Annotated in this window: 26 protein-coding genes; 16 read left to right on the plus strand and 10 right to left on the minus strand. The window is 52.8% G+C overall.

Going from position 1 to position 26780, the window contains the following annotated elements; translation table 11 throughout:
* Window positions 1–49: 49 nt before the first annotated feature.
* Genes IPI29_04670 through IPI29_04685 form a run of 4 tightly spaced genes read left to right on the plus strand, consistent with a single transcriptional unit; the run spans window position 50 to window position 4231 of the window.
* Window positions 50–763, plus strand: a complete 714-nt coding sequence (locus IPI29_04670) for an ABC transporter ATP-binding protein (protein MBK7411831.1) — start codon at window positions 50–52, stop codon at window positions 761–763.
* Between the two features lie 14 nt (window positions 764–777).
* Window positions 778–1728, plus strand: a complete 951-nt coding sequence (locus tag IPI29_04675; protein MBK7411832.1) for an efflux RND transporter periplasmic adaptor subunit — start codon at window positions 778–780, stop codon at window positions 1726–1728.
* Window positions 1729–1732: 4 nt separating this feature from the next.
* Window positions 1733–2872: an FtsX-like permease family protein gene (locus tag IPI29_04680; protein ID MBK7411833.1), complete on the plus strand. Its 1140-nt coding sequence runs from the start codon at window positions 1733–1735 to the stop codon at window positions 2870–2872.
* A gap of 12 nt (window positions 2873–2884) precedes the next feature.
* Entirely contained in the window at window positions 2885–4231 is a 1347-nt protein-coding gene (locus IPI29_04685) for a TolC family protein (GenBank protein ID MBK7411834.1), read from the plus strand.
* Here the strand turns inward: IPI29_04685 and IPI29_04690 are convergent.
* The gene (locus IPI29_04690; GenBank protein MBK7411835.1) at window positions 4218–4691 is read right to left on the minus strand and encodes a hypothetical protein; all 474 of its coding nucleotides are present in this window, start codon (window positions 4689–4691) and stop codon (window positions 4218–4220) included. The genes IPI29_04685 and IPI29_04690 overlap by 14 nt on opposite strands.
* A 404-nt stretch (window positions 4692–5095) precedes the next feature.
* On the opposite strand from IPI29_04690, the gene IPI29_04695 reads away from it, so the two are divergent.
* The 9 genes from IPI29_04695 to IPI29_04735 all read left to right on the plus strand — a co-directional run bounded on the left by IPI29_04695 (window position 5096) and on the right by IPI29_04735 (window position 13779).
* Window positions 5096–5329, plus strand: coding sequence for a transposase (locus IPI29_04695; protein MBK7411836.1), 234 nt, complete (start codon window positions 5096–5098; stop codon window positions 5327–5329).
* A 464-nt stretch (window positions 5330–5793) separates the two neighbouring features.
* On the plus strand, window positions 5794–6411 hold the full coding sequence (locus IPI29_04700) for a TetR/AcrR family transcriptional regulator (protein ID MBK7411837.1): 618 nt from the start codon (window positions 5794–5796) through the stop codon (window positions 6409–6411).
* 4 nt (window positions 6412–6415) lie between these two features.
* Window positions 6416–7687, plus strand: a complete 1272-nt coding sequence (locus IPI29_04705; protein ID MBK7411838.1) for a TolC family protein — start codon at window positions 6416–6418, stop codon at window positions 7685–7687.
* A gap of 5 nt (window positions 7688–7692) precedes the next feature.
* On the plus strand, window positions 7693–8592 hold the full coding sequence (locus IPI29_04710) for an HlyD family efflux transporter periplasmic adaptor subunit (GenBank protein MBK7411839.1): 900 nt from the start codon (window positions 7693–7695) through the stop codon (window positions 8590–8592).
* A 13-nt stretch (window positions 8593–8605) separates the two neighbouring features.
* Window positions 8606–9523, plus strand: coding sequence for an ABC transporter ATP-binding protein (locus IPI29_04715; protein MBK7411840.1), 918 nt, complete (start codon window positions 8606–8608; stop codon window positions 9521–9523).
* Window positions 9520–10266 carry an ABC transporter ATP-binding protein gene (locus tag IPI29_04720; protein ID MBK7411841.1) on the plus strand — a complete coding sequence of 249 codons (747 nt, stop codon included), beginning with the start codon at window positions 9520–9522 and terminating at the stop codon, window positions 10264–10266. Before IPI29_04715 ends, IPI29_04720 begins: the two co-directional genes overlap by 4 nt.
* Before the next feature lie 2 nt (window positions 10267–10268).
* Window positions 10269–11336 carry an ABC transporter permease gene (locus IPI29_04725; protein MBK7411842.1) on the plus strand — a complete coding sequence of 356 codons (1068 nt, stop codon included), beginning with the start codon at window positions 10269–10271 and terminating at the stop codon, window positions 11334–11336.
* Complete coding sequence (locus tag IPI29_04730) at window positions 11333–12451, plus strand: ABC transporter permease (GenBank protein ID MBK7411843.1); 1119 nt, start codon at window positions 11333–11335, stop codon at window positions 12449–12451. The genes IPI29_04725 and IPI29_04730 overlap by 4 nt, the downstream gene beginning before the upstream one ends.
* A gap of 98 nt (window positions 12452–12549) precedes the next feature.
* Window positions 12550–13779 (plus strand): NADP-dependent isocitrate dehydrogenase, encoded by a 1230-nt coding sequence (locus IPI29_04735; GenBank protein ID MBK7411844.1) that lies wholly within the window; start codon window positions 12550–12552, stop codon window positions 13777–13779.
* Here the strand turns inward: IPI29_04735 and IPI29_04740 are convergent.
* Window positions 13776–15134 carry a peptidylprolyl isomerase gene (locus tag IPI29_04740; GenBank protein MBK7411845.1) on the minus strand — a complete coding sequence of 453 codons (1359 nt, stop codon included), beginning with the start codon at window positions 15132–15134 and terminating at the stop codon, window positions 13776–13778. The genes IPI29_04735 and IPI29_04740 overlap by 4 nt on opposite strands.
* Window positions 15135–15234: 100 nt before the next feature.
* Window positions 15235–15447, minus strand: coding sequence for a type II toxin-antitoxin system HicB family antitoxin (locus tag IPI29_04745; protein MBK7411846.1), 213 nt, complete (start codon window positions 15445–15447; stop codon window positions 15235–15237).
* 130 nt (window positions 15448–15577) lie between these two features.
* On the opposite strand from IPI29_04745, the gene IPI29_04750 reads away from it, so the two are divergent.
* A complete protein-coding gene (locus IPI29_04750; protein ID MBK7411847.1) occupies window positions 15578–16225 on the plus strand; it encodes a DsbA family protein in 648 nt (215 codons plus the stop codon).
* Here the strand turns inward: IPI29_04750 and IPI29_04755 are convergent.
* The 3 genes from IPI29_04755 to IPI29_04765 all read right to left on the minus strand — a co-directional run bounded on the left by IPI29_04755 (window position 16209) and on the right by IPI29_04765 (window position 20008).
* Window positions 16209–17189 (minus strand): NAD-dependent epimerase/dehydratase family protein, encoded by a 981-nt coding sequence (locus tag IPI29_04755; protein ID MBK7411848.1) that lies wholly within the window; start codon window positions 17187–17189, stop codon window positions 16209–16211. The two genes, IPI29_04750 and IPI29_04755, sit on opposite strands and share 17 nt — an antisense overlap.
* Window positions 17186–19459, minus strand: coding sequence for a T9SS type A sorting domain-containing protein (locus IPI29_04760; GenBank protein ID MBK7411849.1), 2274 nt, complete (start codon window positions 19457–19459; stop codon window positions 17186–17188). Before IPI29_04760 ends, IPI29_04755 begins: the two co-directional genes overlap by 4 nt.
* Window positions 19460–19546: 87 nt before the next feature.
* Complete coding sequence (locus tag IPI29_04765) at window positions 19547–20008, minus strand: OsmC family protein (GenBank protein ID MBK7411850.1); 462 nt, start codon at window positions 20006–20008, stop codon at window positions 19547–19549.
* 285 nt (window positions 20009–20293) lie between these two features.
* Between IPI29_04765 and IPI29_04770 the strand changes: the two genes are divergently transcribed.
* Window positions 20294–21421 carry a DEAD/DEAH box helicase gene (locus IPI29_04770; protein MBK7411851.1) on the plus strand — a complete coding sequence of 376 codons (1128 nt, stop codon included), beginning with the start codon at window positions 20294–20296 and terminating at the stop codon, window positions 21419–21421.
* Window positions 21422–21624: 203 nt separating this feature from the next.
* Here the strand turns inward: IPI29_04770 and IPI29_04775 are convergent, their stop codons facing one another.
* Together IPI29_04775 and IPI29_04780 are read right to left on the minus strand one after the other, a co-directional pair.
* Complete coding sequence (locus IPI29_04775; GenBank protein ID MBK7411852.1) at window positions 21625–22581, minus strand: hypothetical protein; 957 nt, start codon at window positions 22579–22581, stop codon at window positions 21625–21627.
* On the minus strand, window positions 22578–23228 hold the full coding sequence (locus IPI29_04780) for an outer membrane beta-barrel protein (protein ID MBK7411853.1): 651 nt from the start codon (window positions 23226–23228) through the stop codon (window positions 22578–22580). The genes IPI29_04775 and IPI29_04780 overlap by 4 nt, the downstream gene beginning before the upstream one ends.
* Window positions 23229–23310: 82 nt before the next feature.
* On the opposite strand from IPI29_04780, the gene IPI29_04785 reads away from it, so the two are divergent.
* Window positions 23311–24309 carry a DUF1801 domain-containing protein gene (locus IPI29_04785; protein MBK7411854.1) on the plus strand — a complete coding sequence of 333 codons (999 nt, stop codon included), beginning with the start codon at window positions 23311–23313 and terminating at the stop codon, window positions 24307–24309.
* Here IPI29_04785 and IPI29_04790 read toward each other — a convergent pair.
* Entirely contained in the window at window positions 24296–25813 is a 1518-nt protein-coding gene (locus IPI29_04790) for an FAD-binding protein (GenBank protein ID MBK7411855.1), read from the minus strand. The genes IPI29_04785 and IPI29_04790 overlap by 14 nt on opposite strands.
* Window positions 25810–26745 carry a quinolinate synthase NadA gene (gene nadA / locus IPI29_04795; GenBank protein ID MBK7411856.1) on the minus strand — a complete coding sequence of 312 codons (936 nt, stop codon included), beginning with the start codon at window positions 26743–26745 and terminating at the stop codon, window positions 25810–25812. The genes IPI29_04790 and nadA overlap by 4 nt, the downstream gene beginning before the upstream one ends.
* Window positions 26746–26780: the final 35 nt, after the last annotated feature.

Raw genomic sequence — 26780 nt, forward strand, 5'->3', positions numbered from 1 at the left:
ACAACATACTTAACCATTTGGTTAAATACAAATCGCCGTATCTTTGTTCATGATTGAAACTCCTCGCGATGTGGTTGCCGAACTCACGGGTGCAAGCAAAGAGTATCGCACAGGCGATACAACGATCGTTGCACTAAATCCGGCAACGGTCCAATTCCGCAAGGGAGAGCTCACACTCATCATTGGGCCTTCGGGCTCTGGCAAGACCACCCTACTCTCTCTGCTCGGCTGTGTGATCTTCCCTACGCATGGTAGCGTTCGAGTTATGGGACAACAGATCAATGATCTTTCGCCGACAGAGCTCGCCGGTATCCGACTCAACACTATCGGTTTTGTCTTCCAGAGTTTCAATCTCCTAGCTCCACTAACGGCACTCGAAAATGTGATGCAACCTTTACTACTCATGGGAGAGTCTAGGAAAAGCGCGCGAGACCGAGCAATGAAGGCCATCGAGTTGGTGGGGATGACGTCTCGAATGCAGAATCTTCCAAAGGAACTCAGTGGTGGACAACAACAACGTGTAGCGATCGCACGTGCGCTGGTTACGGAACCATCCATCCTCCTCTGCGACGAACCCACTGCCTCACTGGATGCAAGAAGCGTTGTAACAGTGATGGAAGAACTCAAACACCTTTCGACTGGCGGTAAGGCTGTGGCTGTGGTAACACACGACCCGCGACTGAAGCCATTTGCCGACAGGATCATCTACGTCAATAACGGGACGGTTTCCGATACCCCTTCGTCGGACGATCTTCTCCATTAACAATACCAAGCTCCATGATATACCGCAACCTCTTTCTCCTCCCTTTTTTTGCCGCTGTCATTTCTGGATGCGGGAATAGAGAAGACACGCCGATGAATGGGGCTTCTGCCGGAACAAACGTCACCCGACCGTCATCAGTCACCGAAGTTATTGGCATTGGTCGTGTGGAGCCCCCTGATGATGTGGTTCCACTTGCAGCTCCGGTAGGGGGGATCGTTGCCTCGGTTGTGAGACGCGATGGTGATTCCGTGCATGCCGGCGACGTCTTGATTACGCTCAACGATGCAACGGAGAAACTAGCCGTGGCTCAGATCACGCAAAGGATCGCAACACAGACAACGCAGGTTAAGCTCGACGAAGCGAACGTAACCGAAACCGAGGCAAGACTAGCCAACAAACGCCGTTATGCTGCAACCACAGCTGAACTGGAAAAGACCGGGTCTGCAACAAGACAGAACCTCGATGATGCTGAAACCGAGATCCGAACACTTGAGGCAACACTGTCACGATATCGTGCGGCAGTTGGTGTCAGTAAAGAACGGCTAAAGGAGCTACACGCTGAACGAATCTCCGCACTTCACGACCAAGATCTGCGCACGTTCCGTGCACCGACCGATGGTGTAGTGTTGGATATGGCATTGCAAGTAGGTACATCCGTCACTCAATACCAGACCTATGCCCAGTTCGCTCCCCGAGGTGAACATCTTGTTCGATGCGAGGTGGACGAACTCTTTGCCGATCGTGTTACTGTTGGTCAATACGTGGAGATCCGCCTCATCGGCAATCAAGACGTTGTTGCCAAGGGTGTTATCTCCAGCGTCTCACCCTACCTGCGCAAGAAGTCTCTCTTCTCTGAAAAATCCAATGACCAAGAGGATCGAAGAGTACGTGAAGCGGTCATTCGCGTGAACACCGCGGCAACGTTGTTGATCAACGCCAAGGTTGAGTGCTTCATTAAGCTTTAACATCATGATCATCACGGCATTCAGGTTCATTCGGTTCGACAAGGCCAAGAGCATTGGCGTTGTGATCGGTATTGTGATCAGCATCTTCCTTATTGGTCAGCAAGTAGGGATCCTTTCGTTCTTAACGGGGCTCATGGGTGGCCTTGTGGAGAATGCAGACAAGAATGTGGGCCAGATATGGGTGGTAGACAATGTGACGCAAAATGCCAACGAACTCACGCCCCTTGATGAACGACTCGTACGACAGATCCGCAGCATCAATGGCGTTGCCAACACCTACGGCATCGTTGTTACAGGAGCGACGGTCAAGTTCGATAACGGCAAAACCGCGCCGGTTCTGCTCATTGGCAGTGAGGCCCCGGTATTCGTTGCCGGACCCCGCAGGGATAAGATCGATATGGGAGACATCTCAAGTCTTGTCAATGATGGAGCCGTCTCAGCAGAACACTACGATGCCTCGGTCTTCAACCATAGTGTAGACGTTGGTACATCCATCGAGATCAATGGCAAGAGTGCAATGATCCGCGTGCAGACGAAGAATGCTCGAGGGTTTGCGGGTTCATTCTTCTACACCACCATCGACAGAGCACGATACTTTGCAGAATTCCCGGCGAACAAGGTCAGCGCCATTGCGGTTCAGGCAGAGAACGGCGCCGACCTCGACAGTGTATGTACGTCCATCAACTCATCGATCTTTGGCGTTCGTGCATGGAGGGCAGACGAGTTGCAGAACTCCACCGTCAGCTTCATCACGATCACGTCGAACATCGGTGTGAGCATCGGTTCGCTCGTGGTGTTTGCAGTGATCAGCGGCTTCTTCATCATCGGCCTCACACTCTACTCCTCTGCGCTTGACCGAATGCGGGACTATGGTACGCTCAAGGCGATCGGTGCCACCAACGGCTACGTTCGCAGACTGATCCTTACACAAGCATTGCTTTTCGCCATTGTTGGCTATGTGATCGCCATTGCTCTCCTCGAAGGATTCCGCATCGGCGTTGCCAACGCTGGACTTACGATCGCCTACACACCAGTGATCCTTGGTGGTCTCTTTCTCATCACGCTCTTCATCTCCGTTGGCGGTTCACTCTTTGCCATTCGTAAGGTGACAGCACTCGAACCAGCTTCCGTCTTCCGTGGATAGCCCCTTATCACCATGAGTACAATTCTTGCTTTCATATCGATCACGCTGTTGAGTTTTGGTATAGTCCACGCTCAGCAGGACTCATTCGGGTCAACACTCACGTACGATGAAGCGATCATGAGGGCGCGAACCTATAACCCTGAGCTGCGCGCACGTACATCTGCTACTCGTGCCTCTCGTGCAGCAGTGAGAGAGGCACAGACCGGTCTTGTTCCTCGCGTTGAACTGAACTACGACCTGCAGCGCAATCTTATCATCCCTACCACACCGATCCCCGGAAATGCGTTGGATCCGAATGGTGATCCCAATGTTATCACGCCGGTGAAGTTTGCAACCGGCTGGACGTCAACTGCTGGTGTATTGGCGTCGTTCACGGTCTTCGATCCCGCAACGTACGGCGCCGTAGAAGAACGTGAGATCCGGTCGCGCTTAGATGGTACCGAAGAGAAGATCACCGAGACCGACATAGTAACTGAGGCAGGACTGGCCTATACCGACGTAGTGATAGCCCATGAGCAACTAAAGTTGGCTGCTCAGGATACGCTGAACGCCTTCCGTGCCTATACGGTAGTTCGTGATCAACACGATGTAGGCAGAAGAACGATCATTGAGCTGAACACAGCACAGATCGAATTGGACGCGGCCGCAACACGATATCATGATGCAGGCCGAGTACTTCGGTCAGCAGAGCATCGCCTTCTGTATCGGGTGGGCACCGATGTATCAGGCACTGTAATGCCACAATTGACTGACAGCCTTCCCGCACTCTACCAGCGTTTTCAAAGCATTCCAGAAGCCCCCTACAACGATTCACTCTCTGCCACGTTTGAAAAGTATTCGCAACAGGCAGAGCTGACCTCGGCACAGAAACATTACACATCAATGGGATTTGTCCCAACGATAACGCTCACCGGGTTCTATGGAGCCAACTACTTCAACAACATTCTCATGCTCGGCAATCCCGATGCCTGGTATGGGAACAGTTATCTCCAGCTATCTGTGAAGGTGCCACTTACCAATGCATTTGAACGGTCGTATACCGTTTCAAAACTCAGTTCGCAGCTCGAGGTAGACAGAGCGCTTCTCGAATCGTCGATGAACAAACGTCGATACGATCTTGAACGCGCAAAAGCCGATCATCGATTCTACCGTGAGGATGTTCAGCGGAAGAGATCAACAATGGAGCTTACGCAACGATCGTTTGAAGAAGCACTGCGTCAGGCAGAACAGGGTCGGTTGCTCGCGAGTGAATTATCACAGGCAGAATTCACAGCTAAGCAGGCCACCACAGAGTATCTGAGATCGATCTACAATCTCATCCAGGCAGCCCTTACCATTCAACGGATCACGCGATCGTAGGGGGCTTCGGGATACTCTTGAACGTCATTTCAACGATAGGTCTATCCTCATCGCTGAGCGTTCCGATCAGTTCCACCGCATGCGCATACGACGCACGATAATCGTCGATACGTCCGGCTGCATGAGCCGCGCGTGCATGGATCGCATGCGCAAAGGCCAGTTCCCAGGCCTCCGTCTCTCGTGTTGAAAAATACCCATACATTTTACGTGCATAGGCATATGCCGTCTGCCCCATGCCACACAGCGCATGTACCTCTGCTAGAAGCATCGTCGCTCGCATGTGATTGAGCTCCGTCCCTACAATGGACCAATGCCATGCTGATGCATGTGCCGCGTTGAGCATCTCCAGATCTTCGTCAGGCGTTCTTTCGCGTATAGAGAGTTGCCACGCAAGATTATTCGCCTCCACGGCCATATAGCGGTGTCGAGCAGCGATCTCTTCAGGGGTAAGCGGTTCCATGCGTCCAATCTAACGAAGTCACGTTCAGGCCCAAACATTACACGATAGGTCCACCAAACATTATGCAAGGACCCATCACGTATGTACACTCACGATTTGCCCACCCGTAGGCTTGCTCGGAGACCACAATGGGACTATCGTTCGCCCGCGGCCTACTTTATAACGATCGTGACAAATCCACGTCGCCCCCTCTTCGGAACATTCAGCAGAGAGGGATTAACACTTTCTATTGCCGGAGAGGTCGCATTTGAAACCTGGGTAAGGGGCGACACCATAACACCCAACATCGTCACGCTCCCCGAAGAGAGCATTGTCATGCCAGACCACACGCACGCATACTGTGGATCCTCGACCCGGACGAACCCGAACTGCGAGACCCCGAGACCCTTTATCGTAGGAGCCTGATGAGGATGGGTAGCTCCGATTATCCTACAAACAGACAGCGCTCCGTTGGTGCCATCGTGGGATCATACAAGTCCGCTACATCCAGACAGATTCACGAACTCGGCCTAACCACACACCCAAACATCTGGCAACGCGGATATCACGACCGCATTATCCGAGACACACGTTCTCTCGAAGCCATCCGAGCATACATCCGCAACAACCCCATACGTGCACGACAACGCGGACGATAAACGTAGGGGCGACGCCCCGCGTCGCCCGTTTGAAATGGACGCGTCGCCCGTTTGATTATGATGCGTCGCCCGTGTATCGGACCACACAACGCGGACGATAAACGTAGGGGCGACGCCCCGCGTGGCCCGTTCGTTTACGATGCGTCGCCCGTTTGAAACGGACGCGTCGCCCGTGTATCGGACCACACGACGCGGACGATAAACGTAGGGGCGACGCCCCGCGTCGCCCGTTTGAAATGAATGCGTCGCCCGTTTGAAATGAATGCGTCGCCCGTTTGAAATGTGCGTCGCCCGTTTGAAATGAATGCGTCGTCGGCCCATTTCGTATTCGTTCCCCCCGCCCACCATTTCGTATTCGGGCGACGTCCCATTTCAAACATCTCGGGCGACGCGGGGCGTCGCCCCTACACCATTTCCGCGAATTAATCATTTGTTTTAATCATTTGTTTAACCTATGTTGCGTCATGCCCCCTACCGACATAACCACGATGGAAAAGATCCGCGATGCGGCACAGCGACTCTTTGTACTACAAGGGTTCTCGGCCACAACCACGCGCGACATCGCAAAGGAAGCTGGGATCAACCTAGCGTTGGTGAATTATTACTTCGGGAGTAAACAGAACCTCTTCAGGATCATCATGATCGACCACATGAAGGGGTTTCTAACGGGGCTTCGTGTTGGTATCAACGACCCTAGCCGTGGTCTTGAAGAGAAGTTTGAATTCATGGCGGATTCCTATATCTCGATGTTGTTGGTACAGCCGGATATTCCTCTTTTCATCCTGAGAAGTCTGCGCGAAGAACCAAATGTTCTATTCCATGAAGTTGGGATCGGTCCTGTCCTGACAGACTCCTTACTCATGAAGGAGATCAACGATACGCTCAAGGCAAACGGGTCAACCTCGATCTCACCATACCAGATCTTCGTCAACCTCATGGGCCTTTGCGTGTTCCCCTTCATTGCGCGTCCGATCATGCAAATGGCAAGCGGGATGGACGACGAACACTACAACGAGTTGATGAATGAACGACGGTCCCTCATTGCAAAGTGGATGATGGCTATGCTCACTGTTCAGCACTGACGATATGAAGAACTCCATCTCACTCACGCTCATCCTTCTGCTCGCCTCCACTCTAAGTCAAGGGGCTGATCTCACGCTCGACACATGTTTGAAGAGAGCACGTGTGAACTATCCACTGAGTAAACAGTCGGATCTCATTGCACGCTCGGAATCGTATTCCATCGACAATGCCTATCGCGGCTATCTGCCGCAGCTCTATATCGTTGGTCACGCCTCCTATCAATCAGAGGTCACCGAAGTACCTGTGCGTATTCCCGGTTTTTCCTTTGAGCCCCTTTCCAAGGATCAGTACCGGATCCATGCAGAACTGAACCAAATGATCTACGATGGCGGCTCGATGGGCAAACAGAGCACGATCGCCTCTGCCAATGCAGCCGTAAGCAAGGAACAACTGGAAGTTGAACTCAACAAACTCCGGGATCGCGTTCAGAACCTGTACTTCGGGATCTTGCTGCTCTCTGAACAGATCGAACAGATACGCTTGAAGATCGCTGATATCGATGCCACCATTTCCTCCGTGCGAGGTGCTGTGGAGAATGGAGCGGCCCTGAAAAGCACGTTGGCTCTCCTTGAAGCGGAATCACTCACGGCAAGGCAGAAGCAGATCGGTTTGAGGTCGAGCCGACAGAGCTATGCGGCGATGCTCGGCATGCTGATCGGAACACAGGTTGACACCACAACCCGACTCATACGTCCAGGGGACATCCCCCTGTCTGATACGATACGACGTCCGGAATTGCCCCTCTTTGCCGCCCAACAGGAAGCGATAACCGCTCGCAAAGAGCTGATCACCACTCGATACATCCCGCGCATTTCTGCCTTTGCAACAGGGGGCTATGGGCGTCCCGGACTCGATATGCTCAAGAACGAATTCCGTCCGTTCTACATAGTGGGACTCCGACTCAACTGGCAACTCACAGACCTCTACGCATCGTCATCCGAACAGGATCTGTTGGAAGTTGAACAAGCAACAATTGGTGTGCAGCGCGAGACCTTCTTGCTCAATACCCGTGTGACGATGACCCAACAACGTCAAGAGATCACTACCTACGATGAGATGCTCCGCCTTGATGACGAGATCGTGAACAAACGATCAAGTGTCCTCGCGTCATCGAAAGCGCAGGTTGAAAACGGTACACGAACAGCACACGACTATATGCGCGATCTCAACGACCTCGATGTGGCACGACGAGACAGATCGTTTCATGCCATCCAACGTGACCTTACCATCCATATGCATGCTTCCACGACAGGCACAACGGGAGACAGACCATGAATACTATGAAGTACATCACCTCCCTATCGCTCTGGATAGCAGTATCGCTCCTTCTCTTCTCCTGCTCAAAGAACGGAGCCGAATTCGATGCATCGGGTACGTTTGAGTCTGTGGAGACCATCATTTCTGCCGAGACCGCGGGACGTCTGGATTCCTTTGCCATCGAGGAAGGTCAGCTGTTGCAGGCAGATCAGCTCGTAGGCTTCATCGACACAACCCAGCTTTCGCTAAAGAAACGTCAGCTCCAAGCACAGATCGATGCTCTCCTCACCCGACGTCCGGAAATGGCCGTTCAAATAGCATCCCTCACTGAACAGATCAAGTCCGCCACCCGCGAACGCCACCGGGTTGAGAGACTGATGCGTGCAGATGCCGCCACACAAAAACAGTTCGACGACGCAACCTCCAATGTGGAAGTGCTCACTCGACAACTCGATGCCTTGCGATCCAACCTGCGTACTACAACAAGCGGACTGGAAAGCGAAACTCAACCATTGGTCTCTCAGATCTTGCAGATCGACGATCAGCTGATAAAGAGCAGGATCGTTTCGCCAATGAATGGAACCGTCCTCACCTCATACGCCGAACAGTATGAGATGACGGGTCCAGGAAAGCCCCTTTTCAAAATGGCCGATATCTCAACAATGATCCTGCGCGCCTATGTAACGGGTGATCAGTTCTCACAGATCACAATCGGTCAAAAGATGAAGGTCTATGTTGATAAGGGGGCTAAGGACTACACCACCTACGATGGCACCGTAACGTGGGTGAGCTCCAAGGCAGAATTCACTCCAAAGACCATCCAGACAAAGGACGAACGAGCAAACCTTGTCTATGCTATCAAGATCTCTGTACCCAATGATGGAAAGATCAAGATCGGGATGTATGGGGAAGTGAGATTCTAATGACGAATGACCAATGAACACTGTTGAGTTACATAGGGTGACAAAGACCTATGCCAAGGGCACGATCACAGCTGTGAGCGATGTGTCCTTTGCGGTAAAGCGCGGCGAGCTGTTCGGACTCATTGGTCCGGATGGTGCCGGGAAGACGAGCATCTTCCGTGTGTTGGCAACGCTATTGTTGGCTGACAGCGGCACAGCGAGTATCGATGGCCTTGATGTGGTGAAGGACTATCGGCGCATCCGTGAGGTGATCGGCTACATGCCGGGAAGGTTCTCACTCTATCAAGACCTTACAGTTGAAGAGAATCTCAACTTCTTCGCAACATTGTTTGGAACATCGGTTACAGAAAGTAGAGATCTGATCAACGACATCTACGTTCAGCTGGAGCCATTCAAGGATCGAAGAGCAGGCAAGCTGTCAGGCGGGATGAAGCAGAAACTCGCGCTCTGCTGTGCGCTCGTACACAGACCATCGGTGTTGTTGCTCGATGAACCGACCACCGGCGTGGACCCCGTTTCTCGAAAAGAGTTCTGGGCAATGCTGGCCAGACTGAAGGAGCAAGGGATCAGCATAGTAGTCTCCACACCATACATGGACGAAGCCAATCTCTGTGATCGGATCGCCCTCATTCAGTCCGGACGCCTTATGTCCGTTGATACGCCGGAAGGCATCATTGCCGGATACGACACACCCCTTTTCGGTGCACGTGCTGAGCACATGTACCTCCTTCAACGGTCACTCCTTGCAGATCCGCGAATCGAGACGTGTTATACCTTCGGAGAAGAACTCCACCTGACGTTCGTCAATGGGGCTATCCACACCCTTGATGACGTTGTGGAATCCTTGAGAAGCGCGGGACACAAGGATGTTCTCATCACGTCCATCAGACCCACCATTGAGGACCGCTTCATTCGGTTGATGGCACAATGACCAACAGCCCGATCATCAGCGTACGTGACCTGACGAAGACATTCGGCAGCTTTACCGCCGTAGATGCTATCTCCTTCGACGTTGCCCAAGGTGAGATCTTTGGCTTCCTCGGCGCAAACGGGGCCGGGAAAACAACGGCCATGAAGATGTTGTGTGGATTACTCAGTCCTTCGTCCGGGACGGCCACGGTTGCAGGATTCGATCTAGCCACTCAAACGGAGAACGTAAAACGTCGCATTGGCTACATGAGCCAGAAGTTCTCGTTGTATGAGGATCTCTCGGTAGCAGAGAACATTCAATTCTACGGTGGTATCTACGGACTGACGCGTGCAGAGATCAAACAAAAGAGCGCTGCATTGGCTGAGGATCTCGGTCTGACAGAAGAGATGCACAAGCTCGTACGATCTCTCCCACTTGGCTGGAAGCAAAAGATCGCGTTTTCGGTCGCTCTCTTGCACGATCCAGCCATTGTGTTCCTAGACGAACCTACGGGTGGCGTAGACCCGGTGACTAGACGACAGTTCTGGGACCTCATCTATCTTGCTGCCCATCGAGGCGTAACGCTCTTTGTTACTACACACTACATGGATGAGGCAGAATATTGCCATCGTGTGTCGATCATGGTCGACGGTGCGATCAAGGCAATGGGCACACCTCACGAACTCCGCAAGCAATTCGGTTCCTCGTCGATGGATGACGTATTCACCTTGCTGGCACGCGGTGCACAGAGATCTGCAGACTGACCATGAAACAACTCTATACATTCGTTCGGAAAGAGTTTCTTCATGTCCTGCGCGACAGGAAGACCCTTCTCATACTCTTCGGTCTTCCTGTTATCCAGATCCTCATCTTTGGTTTCGCTCTCACCAATGAAGTGAAACACGCAACGGTGTTCGTTCGCGACGATGCGCATGACGATGCATCACGTGCCCTCATTGAACGCATCGATGCAAGCCAGGTCTTCGACGTGGTAGAGAGTGAACCGGCTCATCTGAGCCTTGTTATCCCGTCTGGTTTTGCAAATGACCTCTCCCATAGTGGGCACGCCATGGTGCAGATCATTTCCGATGCCTCAGATCCCAACCGTGCCACTACTCTCAATACGTACCTCACCGCAATCATAGTAGACCACCAACTTGCGCTCACAGAGTCACAAGGGTTTCCGTACACCATCCGTACTACAACGCGGTTCCTATACAATCCTCAGCTCAAGGGCGCGCCGAATTTTGTGCCCGGCGTGATGGCACTCGTCCTCATGCTCGTTTGCGTGATGATGACGTCGATCTCCATCGTGCGAGAGAAGGAACTTGGTACCATGGAGATCCTCCTCGTTTCGCCGTTTCGACCGTTGATGGTGATCGTTGCGAAGGTGATCCCCTACCTCCTTCTCTCCATCGTCAACATCACGTCGATCCTCCTTCTGAGTGTGTACGTCTTGGGCCTACCCATACTTGGCAGCATTCCTCTGCTCTTTGGCATGAGTATCCTCTTCATCATCACATCGCTCGCTCTTGGCGTCCTGGTATCGACGATAGCAGCAACCCAACAGGTTGCGATGTTGGTTTCGATGATGGGGATGCTTCTCCCAACCCTTCTCTTCAGCGGGTTCATGTTCCCGATCGAAAACATGCCCCTTCCCTTACAACTGATAAGCAACCTCATCCCCGCCAAGTGGTACTATAACATCGTAAAGGCCGTGATGATCAAGGGGCTTGGCATTGACGCTATCCTCAAGGAAGTGGTCATCCTCTTTGGAATGTCCGTCCTCCTTACCGTGATAAGTGTGAGACGATTCAAGGTGAGGCTGGCATGAGGACCTTGCTCTTTCTTCTGCAAAAGGAGTTTCTCCAGATCTTCCGCGATAGGATCATTCTGGCGATGATCCTCATCATGCCTACAATGCAGTTGATTCTGCTCCCGCTCGCTGCCAACTATGAGGTCCGCCATATCGGTGTGAGCATCGTAGACCATGACAGATCAGCGATGTCACATCAGCTCATCATGAAGATCACGGCAACGGACTACTTCGATCTCGTTCGGTATACGGGGTCCTACCCTGAGGCGCTCCAACTCATCGAATCCAATCAGACCGATGTCATCCTCGAGATCCCCGCTGGCTTTGAGCGATCACTCGTTCGCGAGAATGAACAGACGCTTTTCATTTCTACCAATGCCATCAATGGCGTGAAGGCAAACATCGGCGCAGCCTACCTCAATCGCATCATTATGGATTTCAATTCGGGCGTACGTGCCGACCTTCTTGTTGATGCTAAGGGGCTTGCACAACCCCTCATTGATGTACGAACGATTGACCGCTTCAACCCACATCTTCTCTACCACGTATTCATGGTACCGGGGATCTTGGCCCTCCTCCTCACCATGATCAGTGTCTATCTCTCGGCACTGAACATCGTACGAGAGAAGGAACTTGGAACGATCGAGCAGATCAACGTAACCCCGATCACGCGACTCCAGTTTATCTCCGGAAAGCTGATCCCATTCTGGCTCTTGGGGTTTGTGACGCTCACCATCGGACTCCTTGTTGCTCGGTTTGTCTATGGCATCGTCCCGGTAGGCAACATCGGACTCATCTACCTCTTCAGTGGCGTCTACCTCACTGCCGTACTTGGCCTGGGACTGCTCATTTCCACCGTTGCCGAGACCCAACAGCAGGCAATGTTCGTGGCATTTTTCTTCATGATGATCTTCATTATGATGGGCGGGCTCTTCACGTCGATCGAGAGCATGCCGATGTGGGCACAGTGGCTTACCTACCTCAATCCTGTACGGTATATCATTGAAGTAATGAGACTTGTGATCTTGAAGGGGGCCGGCCTCAGTGAGATCCGTTTCCATTTCCTCGTGGTGGCCGCGATGGCCGTTGTCCTCAATACCTGGGCTGTTCTGAAGTATCGAAAGATGGCGTAACCCGGTTCCCACCCCTGAATCGTACATTTGCCATTCGTAACCCCGTAACCCCGTAACCACGTAACCCCGTAACCCTGTAACCCTGTAACCCCGTAACCATGAACAAGATCAACGTTGCAAACCCGGTCGTCGAACTCGACGGCGATGAGATGACCCGTATCATCTGGAAGTTCATCAAGGACAAGCTGATCCTTCCCTATCTCAACGTCGATATCAAGTACTTCGACCTGGGAATGGAACACCGTGATGCAACCGACGACCAAGTGACGATCGATGCGGCGGAAGCCATCAAGAAGTACCATGTTGGCATCAAGTGCGCCACGATCACTCCGGATGAAGCACGTGTTGAAGAGTTCGGACTGAAGAAGATGTGGAAGTCGCCGAATGGCACTATCCGGAACATCCTCGACGGAACGGTCTTCCGCGAGCCGATCGTGTGTTCGAACGTCCCTCGTCTTGTCCCGAACTGGACAGCACCGATCTGCATCGGACGTCATGCGTTTGGCGATCAGTACCGCGCAACAGACTTCGTAACGAAGGGAACAGGAAAGCTCACCATCACCTACACACCGAACGATGGTGGCGAAACGCAGAGCTTTGATGTCTACGACTTCAAGGGTGACGGCGTGGCGATGGCCATGTATAACACCGATGAGTCCATTCGCGGTTTCGCTCGCGCCTGTATGAACCAGTCTGTGATGAAGGGCTGGCCGCTCTATCTGAGCACAAAGAACACGATCCTAAAAAAGTACGATGGTCGGTTTAAGGACATCTTCCAAGAGGTGTTTGAAACGGAGTTCAAGGCCAAGTTCGATGAGATGGGTATCACGTACGAACACCGTCTGATCGACGATATGGTAGCGTCGGCTCTGAAGTGGAACGGCAACTTTGTGTGGGCCTGTAAGAACTATGACGGCGACGTGCAATCCGATACCGTAGCGCAAGGTTTTGGCTCGCTCGGACTCATGACCAGCACGTTGATCACACCCGATGGTTCAACGATGGAAGCTGAAGCAGCCCACGGAACAGTAACACGTCACTACCGCGATCATCAAGCCGGCAAGCCAACGTCAACCAATCCTATCGCATCCATCTTTGCATGGACAAGGGGCTTGGAGTTCCGCGGTAAGCTCGACGGGAATCAAGAACTCATCACGTTCTGTCAGACCCTTGAGAAGGTCTGTGTTGACGTGGTTGAAAGCGGTAGAATGACAAAAGACCTGGCCGTTTGCATCCATGGCAACAAGGTTCAGCACGGCGAGCATTACCTCTACACAGAGGAGTTCCTCGACGCACTTGATGCGGAGCTGAACGCTCGTCTGGCCTAATACTTCACAAATACTCGTTGCGTAACGGCTTCACCCGATATGCAGCGTACCGCATAGAGACCGGGTACAAGATTGGCACAGCTGATGTGCACGCTTGACTCGGTCTCGCTGTTTATGGAGTTACGAATCTCCGTCACGACGTTTCCTTGCAGATCAACAATACTGATCCGAGCATCTGCTCCGGACAGAGGTCGAATCTTCACGGTCAACACATCAAGCACTGGTGACGGCGCAAGCTCGATCACTTCAGTCACTTCACCCTCATCAACTCCCGTACTTGCACCTGTTGTGAACGTGTATGGTTTGGAGAATACACTTGAATCTCCATCAACCGTGGCATTGATACGCCAGAAATACTTCTTGTTGGCACCAAGACCCGTGACCACATGCGAGGGAGTTTCAAGTCCACCGATATTCAGCACCATTTGAGATGCTTGGAACACAGACGATGTGGCTACTTGCAATCTGTAGGTAGAACCTTCCACGGCCAATGCCTCCCAACGAAGAGTTGGCTCTACAGAGGTGTTGGTGGCACCATTCGCAGGCTCTAGAAGCGGAGGAGCAGCTACGCCCGTGGTGAGGACGAACGTTTCAGACCAGTCGCCCAGCGCGCCGCCATTGTCCGCTCGCGCACGCCAATGATACTTCGTCAGTCCGGCCGGCAGCTTCACGCTCGTTGTTGGGCTTTCCACTGTATCAGCAAGTACATCCGAAGCAAACAAAGGGTCCTCACTGATCTCAATGATCGAACGCAGCGACTCTGAGCCGGCCGTCCACGTGAACGGCGTGTTCACTGTGGTAGATACCTTGGATGCATTCATTGTCGGGGTCAGCGGAACAGGGACCCCCGGACGAGTCGTGTCTTCCCCTTCATACGTAACGATCACCGAGATCTTTGTTAGGGGGCGATCCGATGCATTCCGTGGTGCAAGGGCTACTGTATCGATAACGTGGAATCCACTTACCGTTTCTCCGAATACCGTATACCGTGTATCGAGGAACGTTGGACTGCCGTGGCAGATATAGAATTGTGAGGTGGCACTGTTCACATCTTCGACGCGGGCCATCCCTACCCTACCCCTGAGATGTTTGATGTTGGTAAACTCTGCGTTCACCGTGGGTTGCGATGGGTCACCGGTCCCCCAGCTCGATTCCGGTCCACTGATTGAATTTGGGTCGCCCCCTTGAATCACAAAATCCGGGATCACCCTGTGGAACGCTGTCTGATCATACCGACCGGCACGCGCAATGCTGTCAAAGTTCCGAGTATGCAACGGTGTCATCGACGGAAACAAGCGGATGACGATATCACCGATCGTGTCCGCCGGTGCCCGTACCACCCGAATACGATACATAGGTCGTGTTTGTGCTTCACACATCTCAGTGATGAGAATCAGGGAGAACGCAAGGAACATCGCTCGAATCAGCATTACACACTCCAACATCATGTATTGGTCAAACAGCGATATCCAAATACTCCACCGTGCTGGTCGGAGTTGGTATCTCTATTCCATCATCTCGCATTCCCTCAATATGGAATACGATCGCGTTCCTGATCTCACGTTCAACTTCTTGGATGCTAGCGCCCGATGCTACACATCCTGGTAGATCCGGGACGTAGGCGGAAAAGCTATCTCCCGCCTTCTCAATCACGATCGCATAGCGTATCATTTCTTGAGTCCTGTTTGGGTATTCACCCAACAATACTGCGATGAACGGTCAGAACCAACAATAACAACCATACGCGGTTCGTTACAGTGGCCTTACCGATCCCGACAACACCTAGGCCTTACCTACGATGGATGCTACTGAACGCCCTGCCCTCCACTATTTCCAGGACACTCTCTGCGGCTGGTGCTACGGCTTTGGGCCCGTGGTTTCGCGGCTCCAGCAGGAATGGGGATATGTTCTGGATGTACATGTCTATGCCGGCGGAATGGTGGTTGGGGATCGCGTAGGCACGCTCAAGGACAAGGCGTCGTACATCGAAACAGCCTACAAGAACGTTGAGGAACTCACCGGAATACGATTCGGCGATGTCTTTGTGAACGACGTTCTGGTCAAGGGTGAGTTCGTGCTCGACTCAACAACTCCGGCACGAGCCCTGGTTGCCTTCCGACAGTTTAAACCTCAGGAGGCCGTACGGCTTGCACATCGGCTGCAGCAGGCATTGTACCGAGATGGATTGGATCTTTCCCTGGACGATACCTACCGTAGGCTTGCCATCGAAGAGGACATCGACCCTGAGATGTTTGTTGCTCTGCTACGTAGCGACGCGGTAGGGTCTGCCGTTGAGGAAGAGTTCGACTACGTTGGCTCTCTTGGTATAGGGGGCTTCCCGACTCTTCTCTATGCGGAAGATGATCAGGCGCATTTGCTATCACAAGGGTATGCTTCATTCGACGACATCGATACGATGCTGCGAGTGATCACAAAACAGATCTAAGGATCTCCGCTTCTCTCTCTGCACTTAGGGTGCTGAATGCCTCGTGCACTGCGTAGGGCATGGCTTGATGATGCCACGTGAGTGTATCGCGCACAGTCTCATCACATGAGCGGAAGGTGAGCCCCTTATCAAGAGCCGATCGAACATCTGCCAACATCATCCCACCCATCTCCTCATCGTCCTCCGGGATCCAAAGAGGAAGGTCTTTCCAGGGTGCTACATCCTGTGCAAGAAGGGTCTCATCATCGATCCATGTGAGGGCAGCATCTGACCCTGTTACACGGATACAGGATCCACAGAGATCATTCATCGTGAATCTCGTGTCCGGTCCGGTTGCATTGTAGGTTCCTAAAACCTCCGTACTCGCACAGTGGATGACCCATGCAGCGAGATCGCGTACATCAATGAACTGTACCGAACGATCCGGAGAGCCGGGAACGAGTACCGTGCCGCCACGTTCGATCCGTGTTGGCCAGTAGGTGAAACGCGCCGTGAGATCGAACGGACCTACGATGAGTCCGGGACGAATGATCGTTGCTCGATCGCCGTATACATCTCGAACTCGTTCCTCGCTTCGTGCCTTTTCCGGACCATATCCGTCGTTTCCCGGAGCAAGCGGAGCGTCCTCTGAAAACGAAAGGCCCTTAGGATACGAGGCGAACACCGATATCGTTGAGATATAGATGTAGTGAGGTTGGCAAGGGGCGAGCACTTCAGCCAACAGCTCTAGGTCACCGGGTTTGTAGCCGCATGTATCAATAACAACGTCAAACGATCTGCCTCGGAGCTGCTCTACGTTGGACGCTCTGTCGCCAACGATGTGTTCGCACGTCGGAAAGAGTTCTGCACCGTGTATCCCCCGATGAAACAGGGTGATAGAGTGACCACGGCGCAGACCTTCCTCGGCAATGTGCCTGCCGAGGAAGATCGTGCCGCCAATGATCAAGATGTTTTTTGATGTCATCGAATGACGGTCAACGGAACCGTTTCTACACGTGCATCAGTGAACACAACGGAAACGAGATAGGCGCCTACCGGTACATCTCGCAGGGAGACCGAACGGGTGCCGCGCTGGAGGAGAACCACTCTTCCCTGCATGTCTCTGATCGTGATCACGTCTACTGATCGATCTGCATGACCATCGATACGAAGAACATCAGATGCAGGATTTGGAGAAGCGGTGATCCCTTGACCAGTAACCACGTCGTTGTCCACTGAAGATGTTCCGTCAAGGATCACGATGTTCTCGGCTACAGGGACGCCGTTAGCGAGTCTGCGCTCTGAAGAGACCACGATCGAACTACCGGACGCAATGTCAGCCATGCTCGCCGTACCGTTGAGTTGGTGTTGTACAATGGTCATTCCCGTTGTTGCGAACATCATGTTCTGACCGCGTACAGAAACAACGATCTGTCCGTTGTTGACGGACTCAACAGCCCCCTGAACCTGAACACCCTTGGCAACGCCACGTCCTGAACAGTCCGTATCCAGAATGATCTGGAGGGCCATTGACGTTACATCCATTTGTTGCACAATAGCACAGACCGTTCGACCAACGAGGAGATCCACTCGGCTTGCAAGGACGCCATTCGGGTCCATGATGATCGTAAGATCACTAACGAAGACGGACTGTTCCGTTCCATCGGAAGAGATCACGAGCATACTATCCTGATACGAGACGATCTGACCACTTATGATGCCAGTTACGGCACAGTTCACATCGACCCATGCTGTACGAATGGTTAGACCGTCCGGGCCGTCCTGCGTATGAGCCGTGATGGTTGCACCTTCAATGGCTGGAGTACTTGTCACCGGCATTCCTGAACAGTCGAGGAGTTGTGACTCTGCATCAACCATCAAGACCGTCACTTCATTGCCTGTGTTCACAGCTATCGTGGTGGCATTGGCGGAGACGATCACACCGCTGATCTTCGACCGTTCACAAGAATTCAGGATCTGTGCGAAATCGAGATAAAGAACACCACGATCTTGGCTGAAGAAGATCGCAACCGTATCGCCAAGAGATATCTGCGCTGGACGGTCCACCATGCCGAAACAATCGATCACGAGGCTTCGGTCGTCGATTGTCAAGACAAGAAGGGAGTCCTCAACTGTTCGAACCGTGACAGTATTTTCTGCCTTCTCGATCACCACACCAGTCGCACCATTGGAATACGAGCAACCATCGACGAGTTGAACGTGGAGGAGCTTCTTTACCGGACCGTCTTCGATCCAGGCACCTTGTACACTCGCGCCCGGGAGGACATCCGCCCACGTCAGTTCGCGGTTCGAGCAGGAGAAGATCTGTGATGCGGCATCGATGACATACGATACCGTGGTGCCATCTTTCTCAGTTATATCGAGCGTTGACGGGGAGACACTTGCAACCACGCCGCTGAAACCTTGCGGACATCCATCCTCGAGCATCGCGTCCTGTAGGACATCTGGTGCATTCGGATAGTCGAGATAGTTGATGCGCAGCGTTGAGCCGATCTCGATCTCTGACCAGGAAAGAAGTCTGCCATCACACGAGAAGATGAAGTGGAGAAGTGAATCACCTTCGAACGGGCGTCCGAATCCGAACTCTAGGTCTACGTTTTCGCCATTCTCTAGTGTGACCGCTATGCCATCAGCACGTTTTGCAACAAGCACAACAGTCTCTGTCTTGTATTCAGGACAATTGTCAGCCAAGACCACATAGGTGGCCTCAATGATCGAACCATTGTCATAGCCACCGATTTTCACTTGATCGCCAACGGAAAGTGCACTTCGCGTCACAATGCGTCCAGCACAGTCTGTGAACTGCGTTTCGCTTCCTGCCAGAACCACATTGGAAATACCAACGGGCTGGGATGCTACCACGTCGATGACAAGCGTGTCGCCGTTAATGGACTGGATAGCCCCCTCAATACCCACCATCGGCGCACAACCTTCAAAATGAACGAAGCGTGCCGTAAGACCGGCGGGTGTGTTGTAGAGGTCAACGTGGAGATTGGTGCCCGGGCGAACCTCTTCAAACGTGCAGCCCATTGCTAGAGTTTGCTCGTTGCGAAGGACTGTTCGTGGCTCGCTGTTGGAGGACAACATGTCATTGAACACAATGGTCGTGTTCGTTACTTCAACGAGCGTGCCGAAGCCGAACAGTAATGTGGAATCACGATCCTGGGCATGGTGCACGCCCGGACCAATGACGATCAAGAGGGCAACCAAGGCCACAAACGCAGATCTGATCATGATGGAGACCTTTATGGTGATGGGTCGGGAAAAGTTGTGATGCGAAACACGTGTAACCGAGCATCATGAACTCAAAATGTTACACCGTTATCCAAGCATAATGATCTCATGCGTGATCGTTGATGCCTTGGCCAACATGGCACTAACGCCGCAATACTTTGTGGATGACATATCCACGGCCTTCTCCACTTGAGGACGGAACTCTTCCGATGCACCGATCTCGTAGACAACGTGCATTGTGGAATAGACCTTCGGATGATCCGATGTGAGTTCTCCCGTCACGCGTACACGCAAGGAAGTGAACGGAACACGCAACTTTGGCAGTAATGAAGCCACGTCCATGCCCGTGCATCCGGCAAGTGCTGTTAGGAGCATTTGTTTAGGGCTGATACCCACGGGTTGTCCATCTCCCGGTACGCTTGATACGATCGTATACGTTTGATCCTGCTGGTGTGCATCAAACGTGAGACCTTGTTTCCATTCAACATCAACGATGTTCGTTGCCATCATCTTCTCCGGGTCATGAAGGGGGCTTATTATGGTGAACATTCGTTCACAGTCACAAAGTTCGCTTGAAATTCGATGCTATACCGTGTGTTAGTCACACACCTTCAGTATCGAATCGGTACACGAATGCGTATATTTGTACGTCAACGAGGAAACAGCTCAATGCTGTCGACTCAAATGGTGCGAATTCGGCACCACGGTTCCTCTTCTCTCTGCTCCGTACCTACCCTGTCGTTTGGTGAACACGGTCGCAACCCAGCAAACAACCTTGTTTGCGCGAGAGATTTAGACCGCATCGTTCATCCTTCACAGTTGTAGGAGAGGTCAATGACCTTTGCTGATCTGAAATTGTGTGCACCCCTCGAAAAGGCTGTGCACGCTGCGGGGTATACTACCCCAACCCCAATTCAACAACAAGCTATTCCCGTCGTCTTGGCTGGACGCGACATCTTCGGATGCGCCCAGACCGGTACAGGGAAGACAGCTGCATTTGCGCTCCCGATCCTTAACCGGCTTTTCAATGAAGCTCCGGTAAAGTCCGGTCCTCGCGTACTCATCCTTGCTCCGACACGTGAGCTTGCCATCCAGATCAACGAAAGCTTCGGCACGTACGGTCGCGGAATGCGCATTCGCACAGTGGTCCTCCTTGGTGGTGTTAGCATCCGTCCGCAGATCGATCAGATCCGCCGTGGCGTTGATGTGGTCATCGCTACACCGGGCCGTCTCCTTGATGTGATCGAGCATCGCGCTCTTCGTCTCGACGCCGTTCACACGTTCGTTCTTGATGAAGCAGACCGTATGCTAGACATGGGCTTCATGCCTTCGATCAAGCAGGTCGTAAAGCTCATTCCAGCACAACGTCAAACGTTGTTCTTCTCGGCTACGCTTCCATCCGAGATCCGCACACTTGCACACACGATCCTCACCGATCCAGTTCACGTTGCGGTCACACCAGAAAGCACAACAACGGAAAAGGTCGACCAACGACTGTACTTCGTAGAGAAGGATCGCAAGCGTCAACTGCTCGCACACCTTCTCCATGAGCACCTCGAAGGTTCGGTCCTCGTCTTCACACGCACAAAGCGTGGCGCTGATCGTGTTGCCAAGGATCTTGCTACGGTAGGCGTTAAGGTTGCAGCGATCCACGGTGATAAGTCGCAAATGGCTCGTCAACGTGCTTTGGCTGACTTCAAGAACGGTCGCATGCGCGTTCTCGTTGCTACAGATATTGCTGCCCGCGGCATCGACATCAGCGAGCTCCCAACAGTTGTGAACTATGATATTCCGGACTCACCGGAAACATATGTCCACCGCATTGGCCGCACAGCCCGCGCCGGTAACTCAGGCGTGGCACTGACTCTCGCAACTCCAGAAGATCGCAGCCAGCTTCGCGATATCGAGAAGCTCATCCGCATGCGTATCCCTGCTGTACGGGATCATCCGTTCGAAGGTTAGTCTAGTTACTAGGTACTAGTTACGGAGTTACAGAGTTACGCAGTTACACTTTTGTGTGGCACGACAAACAAACAAAACGACGAATGGTGCATTGGCTCTTGCCTCTGCACCATTTTTATTTTCATCAACAAGTAACTGAGTAACTGAGTAACTGAGTAACTGAGTAACTCCGTAACTAGTAAATAGTAACTAGTAACTAGTAATTAGTAATAGAACCTCATATCGATCGCCCCTCCCATAAAGAAGGCTTGCTTCTCGCCCCCTACATCGCCGTATTGACCGTTGATCTGGAGTCCGAATGCGAAGTGTTGTGTGCCGCTGTATCCAACGCGCAACGAGCCGGTGGTTACGCTGCTCGATGATTCGGCATCTTCAATTGACGGAGTCTGGCGATAGACCAGTCCTGCAGTGATTGCCATCGGAACGTCTGTTACAGGTCGCAGGTCTGTATTGATACCGAAGCCGGTGTTGAAGTACACGCCGGGGTCGCCACCACGGACGATCGCTTCCCCATATACAGCTTCAAGGAAGTATGTAAGTCCGAACGTTTCGTTAAAGGCATAGGCAGTACGGGCAGTGAGTCCACTAAGCAATGCCGGTTTGGTTTGCACCAACGGGTTCTCCGCACGAATAGCACTGCTGTCGATGATCCCCTTGATCCAACTATCTACGTCAACAACTGTCACACTACCATTGGTGAGATCAAGTGAGAGTGTTCCGAGAAACTTCTTGGATTCAAACACTTTTACCTTCCAGCCGAGTCCGAATGTTGACGCGGTGTTGACGCCTTGACTCAACAACGACGTAACGTTGGTTCCCAATCGTCCAACAATGCGGAATGTAGCGTACACGCTCAGCCAGTCCTTAATCCGTTGCTCGTGACTGGCCTGCATGGAGACAACTGCCAAACTTCCCTGCGGAGCCACTACGATTCGGTCAGCGATCGTGAAGATCGGCAACTGAAGATTGAGTGTTGTTCCGCCCCCTACCGTCACCTGTGAGACTGTTCGGATGAAGGGATTCGGCACCCCCACTAAAGGTTGAAAGAGGTGACCACCAAGCACCGGCCCGGGGGAAGGATTGAGGGAACTGTCAACATCCTGAGCGGGCGTCAAAGCCGAAGTAAGGATGAACACCCCGAGCAAAAGGAAATGTCTCATTGTCCACCTCCAAATGCATACTCAGCAAAGAACCGGAAGGAGAAACCACTCGATCGTAGCACAGGTGCCGGAGGAAGTGAGTAAAGGGGCTCACCATTCAGCAGATTCGACAAACCTTGTTCATATCGGAGCTCTGGGATCAGCCGGACATCGCCCACTCTGAACATATATCCGAATCCGAGATAGATACTGCCTTCCATTTTTACGAAGGCACTTGAGATATTGATCGACGTGTCGGGCTCGATCACCTCTACCTTTGCTACATCATGAAATCGAATAGTGATACCACTGCTGAAATACCAAGTCTGTGCCGCGCCATATATGCGAATACCGATCGGTACAGCGTAGGACGTTAGTGAGAAGTCCCCAACTGCGTCCAGCGAATCGGTCAATGGAAGTACGTTCGAGACAGTGTTGTTCCGTACGTCATAACCTGCTCCCAACGTCAACTGTATCTCCGGAGTGAAGAAGTACCCCGCTGATACTCCGGCTCCATACCCCAAACCGGCCGTGATCGTTTGATCCTCAGGGGAATCGCCGTTCAGTGATAGGTTTTGCACATACCCGGTAAGGCCGAGATGTACCTGGGCAGAAGCACCTATAATGCTCATGACCATGGCTAGGAAAAGCAGGATGTGTCTCTTCATCCCACAAAACTACTGAATGCCGTAACTCCGTAACTGCCTTTGTATATTTGCACTTCATTACAGCTCCTGAAGCACTCAACACATGACCCAGTCAGACGAACAACACCAAGCTCCGTCACATTCTTCTTCCCCAGCTGAAGGGGGCTCATCAGACAGCGAAGGACGCAATAGACGACGCAGACGTCGTGGCGGACGCCGCGGTGATGGACAAAGCCAGGAACCACGTGAAGGTGCTGACCGCCGTCCGGCCCAAGGCGGAGACGATGACCGTCCAACCGTTAGCCACGCGGATACGCGTATCGACCGAGGATCTGAGCGCCCTGCCGAGACATCAGAAGGTCGCCCCGAAGCAGACGGCACCGGTGGTGGTGCAGACGCCGATCGCAAGCGCAAGCGCCGTCGCAAGAAACGCTCAGGCAGCGAACCACAAGGCCAAAACGCAGGCGGAGAAGATCAACAACAAGCATCCGATGCGGACGGACAAGCTCCGGCTGCTCCCTCCCAAGGCCAGCCACAGCGTGAACAGCAACCCCGCGAACAACAACCGCGCGAGCAACAACCGCGTGGTGGTGGACGTCCGGGTGACCGCAGACGTGAACCAGCGGAGAAGAAGGAACGCGCACCTCGCGGCTCCGTCCTCCAACGCCGTGTCACCCGTGGCGAATACAACGACGCTCCGGTCCAAAAGGAAGAACCGGTTGTTGTTGCCCCGATCAATGCCGTTAACGTGGATGCCTACATTGCCCACCATAAGGGATGGCAGCGCGAAGTCCTGACCACCCTTCGAAGCATCATTCGTTCCGCGGCCGGCGAGATCGACGAAAGCATCCTGTGGTCGCAGCCGGTGTTCTCGATGAACGGACCGGTCTGTTACCTCAAGGCCTTTACCGACCACGTGAACTTTGGCTTCTGGCGTGGAACCGAACTGGAAGATCCGGACGGACTTCTTGTTGGCGACCTCACGAAGATGCGCCACATCACGCTTCGATCAACGAATGACGTGAAGCGCGACTTGTTTGAATCGATGGTCCGTCAAGCCGTCCGTTTGAACCGTGATAAGGGCGACCCTACACTGTCATAACAGTTCCCTGCTGCGATCCGATGGATTCCGCATACACCCGCGCATACGCAGATAGCGTCCGTGCGTCGTGGCTTGTGTCTCGATCCGATGACTCGGATGTCAATCTCTTCTCAATCTCCGCTGCGAGTTCTGAGACGGCATCCACATAACGGAGCTTCGTATCATCAAGCGCCGCATGCTGCAACAATGTCTTCAGCTCGTGAAGCAAAACATTGATGGACAGATCAGCCCCCTTCACAGAACTTGGTGACAGGCGTTCAATAGATGGGGCTTCAGTTGTGGCTGCGCATGATGCGGACGCTGCGCCGGATATCCGCTCTGCTGCATTCAAGGCCATCACGCCCGCTTCGAGCAAGGAATTCGAAGCGAGTCGATTCGAACCATGCATGCCGGTTCGGGCACATTCTCCTATCGCAAATAAGCCCGGCAGAGACGTTGTCCCGTCAAGTCCCGCTTCGATCCCGCCACACTGATAGTGGGCTCCAGGTCGAACAGGTATCAGATCCCTTGATGGATCGAAGTATTCACGTGAACAGAGGTCCATGAAGCCCGGAAACTGTTGGTGAAGTACGCCGGTTGGAAGGTGTCGACAATCCAGATAGACTCTATCAGTTGCCGTTATCTCCATCTCTTGGAGCATGGCAGAAGAAACAACATCACGTGGTGCCAACTCACCACGTTTGTCATACCGTTCCATGAACCGCTCGCCGATATTGTTCACGAGATAGGCACCGGCTCCTCGCAGTGCCTCGGTGATGAGTGGTCTTGACGTATGTGTGCCGGATGAGACTAACACGGTTGGGTGAAACTGCATCCATTGAAGATCCACAACGGGCAGACGGAGCGAACGCGCGAGTTCAACTGCATCGCCAATGGCTGTGGGAAGATTGGATGAGTACCCAAAGGCATTTCCGGAACCGCCCATAGCGAGGATCACGTGGTGTGCATGTACAAGGAGCGCTCTGTTCGATGCAGAGTGATCGATCTCAAGCTGCCACTGATCTGCGTCAATGCGACGTATCGCGGTGAGTCGCATTCCCTCGCGCACGGAGATGGAGTGAGAAGCTGCAATGGCGGTATGCAACGTAGACATGATTGTGGCACCGGTGGCATCCGACGTATGGATCACCCGTGGTCGATGATGTCCGCCCTCAAGTGCATAGTGATAGTGATCGTCGCTTGTTCTGTCAAAGGCCACTCCATGTCCTTCCAGGTAGGCTACAAGTCTTGGCGCAGCCAGAAGGATCTCGCGAACGGCTTTCGGGTCACTCCTCATGTTTCCAGCAACGAGCGTGTCGTGGACATGCCGATCAAGGTCATCTTCAACGTCAGCACATGGAAGTGCAATTCCTCCTTGGGCCAGCTGACTTGAGCATTCCGTTATCGCCCCTTTCGAGATCATTACAATGGAGAGATCGGGTCGCAATTCGGACAGGCGCAGCGCTGCGATGGATCCGGCTATTCCTGATCCTACGATGGCGATGTCATACGACGAGTTGATCACGTCTGTTCAGCGAACATGCGAAGGATCGGAGCTCGTGCACGTTCCAGTAACTCCGGTTCGATCTCGATCCGCGGCTGTAGAGTCACGAGTGCATTGTGGACGAGCTCAAGTGTGTTCTTCTTCATGTGCGGACACTCGCTGCATGCACATTCTGTGACGTGTTTTGGAGGTGCGGGGATGAGCGTTGCTTCAGGAGCTACTTTTTGCATCTCGATCAGGATGCCTGCTTCGGTGGCAACGATGAATCTTCCCTGCGGATGTTCCGCAACGTAACGCAACAGATAGGATGTAGAACCGATCACATCAGAGATCTTGAGAACGGCTTCTGTGCATTCCGGATGAGCAAGAACCACAGCCTCGGGATCCTTATCCTTTGCGCGTGATATCTGCACCGCGTCGAACACATCATGCACTTCACAATGTCCATTCCATGTGAGTATTTCTCGACCGGAGCGTTCCGCAAGCCAGCGCCCTAGGTTCCTATCGGGACCAAATAGGATCGGTCGGCCTTCGGGAATGCGACTGATGATGGATTCGGCATTGCTTGATGTACAGACAACGTGACTCATTGCCTTGAGTTCAAGGCTGCTATTGACATAACTCACAACTTCGTGATCCGGATGTTCGTCGATGAACCTGCGATAGGCATCGGGCGGACTTTGCTCAACCAGCGAACAGCTGGCTTCAAGAGTTGGCGCCAGTACGATCTTGTCGGGATTCAAGAGTTTTGCAGTCTCCGCCATGAACCGCACACCTGCGATAAGGATCACATCAGCATGTGACCCCTGTGCCTTGGCTGCGAGCTGCAGACTGTCCCCGATCCAATCAGCTACTGATTGGATCCGCTCGTCCTGGTAATAATGAGCGTAAATCACGGCGTTCTGCCGCCTCTTCAGCTCTGCGATCCGGTCTGTGAGTTCTGACATCTGCATGCAATTTAAGACGTGGTTGTCTGATTTGTATTACA

It is taken from the genome of Ignavibacteria bacterium (assembly GCA_016707005.1).
GTDB lineage: Bacteria > Bacteroidota > Ignavibacteria > Kapaibacteriales > Kapaibacteriaceae > UBA10438.

Bases quoted from the DNA above. Each gene is read 5' to 3' on its own strand.
- IPI29_04785 (MBK7411854.1), top strand. From the start codon at position 23,311: ATGACCCAGTCAGACGAACAACACCAAGCTCCGTCACATTCTTCTTCC.
- IPI29_04670 (MBK7411831.1), top strand. From the start codon at position 50: ATGATTGAAACTCCTCGCGATGTGGTTGCCGAACTCACGGGTGCAAGC.
- IPI29_04735 (MBK7411844.1), top strand. From the start codon at position 12,550: ATGAACAAGATCAACGTTGCAAACCCGGTCGTCGAACTCGACGGCGAT.
- IPI29_04705 (MBK7411838.1), top strand. From the start codon at position 6,416: ATGAAGAACTCCATCTCACTCACGCTCATCCTTCTGCTCGCCTCCACT.
- IPI29_04760 (MBK7411849.1), bottom strand. From the start codon at position 19,459: ATGATCAGATCTGCGTTTGTGGCCTTGGTTGCCCTCTTGATCGTCATT.
- IPI29_04730 (MBK7411843.1), top strand. From the start codon at position 11,333: ATGAGGACCTTGCTCTTTCTTCTGCAAAAGGAGTTTCTCCAGATCTTC.
- nadA (MBK7411856.1), bottom strand. From the start codon at position 26,745: ATGCAGATGTCAGAACTCACAGACCGGATCGCAGAGCTGAAGAGGCGG.
- IPI29_04725 (MBK7411842.1), top strand. From the start codon at position 10,269: ATGAAACAACTCTATACATTCGTTCGGAAAGAGTTTCTTCATGTCCTG.
- IPI29_04720 (MBK7411841.1), top strand. From the start codon at position 9,520: ATGACCAACAGCCCGATCATCAGCGTACGTGACCTGACGAAGACATTC.
- IPI29_04685 (MBK7411834.1), top strand. From the start codon at position 2,885: ATGAGTACAATTCTTGCTTTCATATCGATCACGCTGTTGAGTTTTGGT.
- IPI29_04775 (MBK7411852.1), bottom strand. From the start codon at position 22,581: ATGAGACATTTCCTTTTGCTCGGGGTGTTCATCCTTACTTCGGCTTTG.
- IPI29_04715 (MBK7411840.1), top strand. From the start codon at position 8,606: ATGAACACTGTTGAGTTACATAGGGTGACAAAGACCTATGCCAAGGGC.
- IPI29_04695 (MBK7411836.1), top strand. From the start codon at position 5,096: ATGAGGATGGGTAGCTCCGATTATCCTACAAACAGACAGCGCTCCGTT.
- IPI29_04680 (MBK7411833.1), top strand. From the start codon at position 1,733: ATGATCATCACGGCATTCAGGTTCATTCGGTTCGACAAGGCCAAGAGC.
- IPI29_04780 (MBK7411853.1), bottom strand. From the start codon at position 23,228: ATGAAGAGACACATCCTGCTTTTCCTAGCCATGGTCATGAGCATTATA.
- IPI29_04765 (MBK7411850.1), bottom strand. From the start codon at position 20,008: ATGTTCACCATAATAAGCCCCCTTCATGACCCGGAGAAGATGATGGCA.
- IPI29_04690 (MBK7411835.1), bottom strand. From the start codon at position 4,691: ATGGAACCGCTTACCCCTGAAGAGATCGCTGCTCGACACCGCTATATG.
- IPI29_04700 (MBK7411837.1), top strand. From the start codon at position 5,794: ATGCCCCCTACCGACATAACCACGATGGAAAAGATCCGCGATGCGGCA.
- IPI29_04755 (MBK7411848.1), bottom strand. From the start codon at position 17,189: ATGACATCAAAAAACATCTTGATCATTGGCGGCACGATCTTCCTCGGC.
- IPI29_04750 (MBK7411847.1), top strand. From the start codon at position 15,578: ATGGATGCTACTGAACGCCCTGCCCTCCACTATTTCCAGGACACTCTC.
- IPI29_04710 (MBK7411839.1), top strand. From the start codon at position 7,693: ATGAAGTACATCACCTCCCTATCGCTCTGGATAGCAGTATCGCTCCTT.
- IPI29_04740 (MBK7411845.1), bottom strand. From the start codon at position 15,134: ATGTATCGTATTCGGGTGGTACGGGCACCGGCGGACACGATCGGTGAT.
- IPI29_04770 (MBK7411851.1), top strand. From the start codon at position 20,294: ATGACCTTTGCTGATCTGAAATTGTGTGCACCCCTCGAAAAGGCTGTG.
- IPI29_04675 (MBK7411832.1), top strand. From the start codon at position 778: ATGATATACCGCAACCTCTTTCTCCTCCCTTTTTTTGCCGCTGTCATT.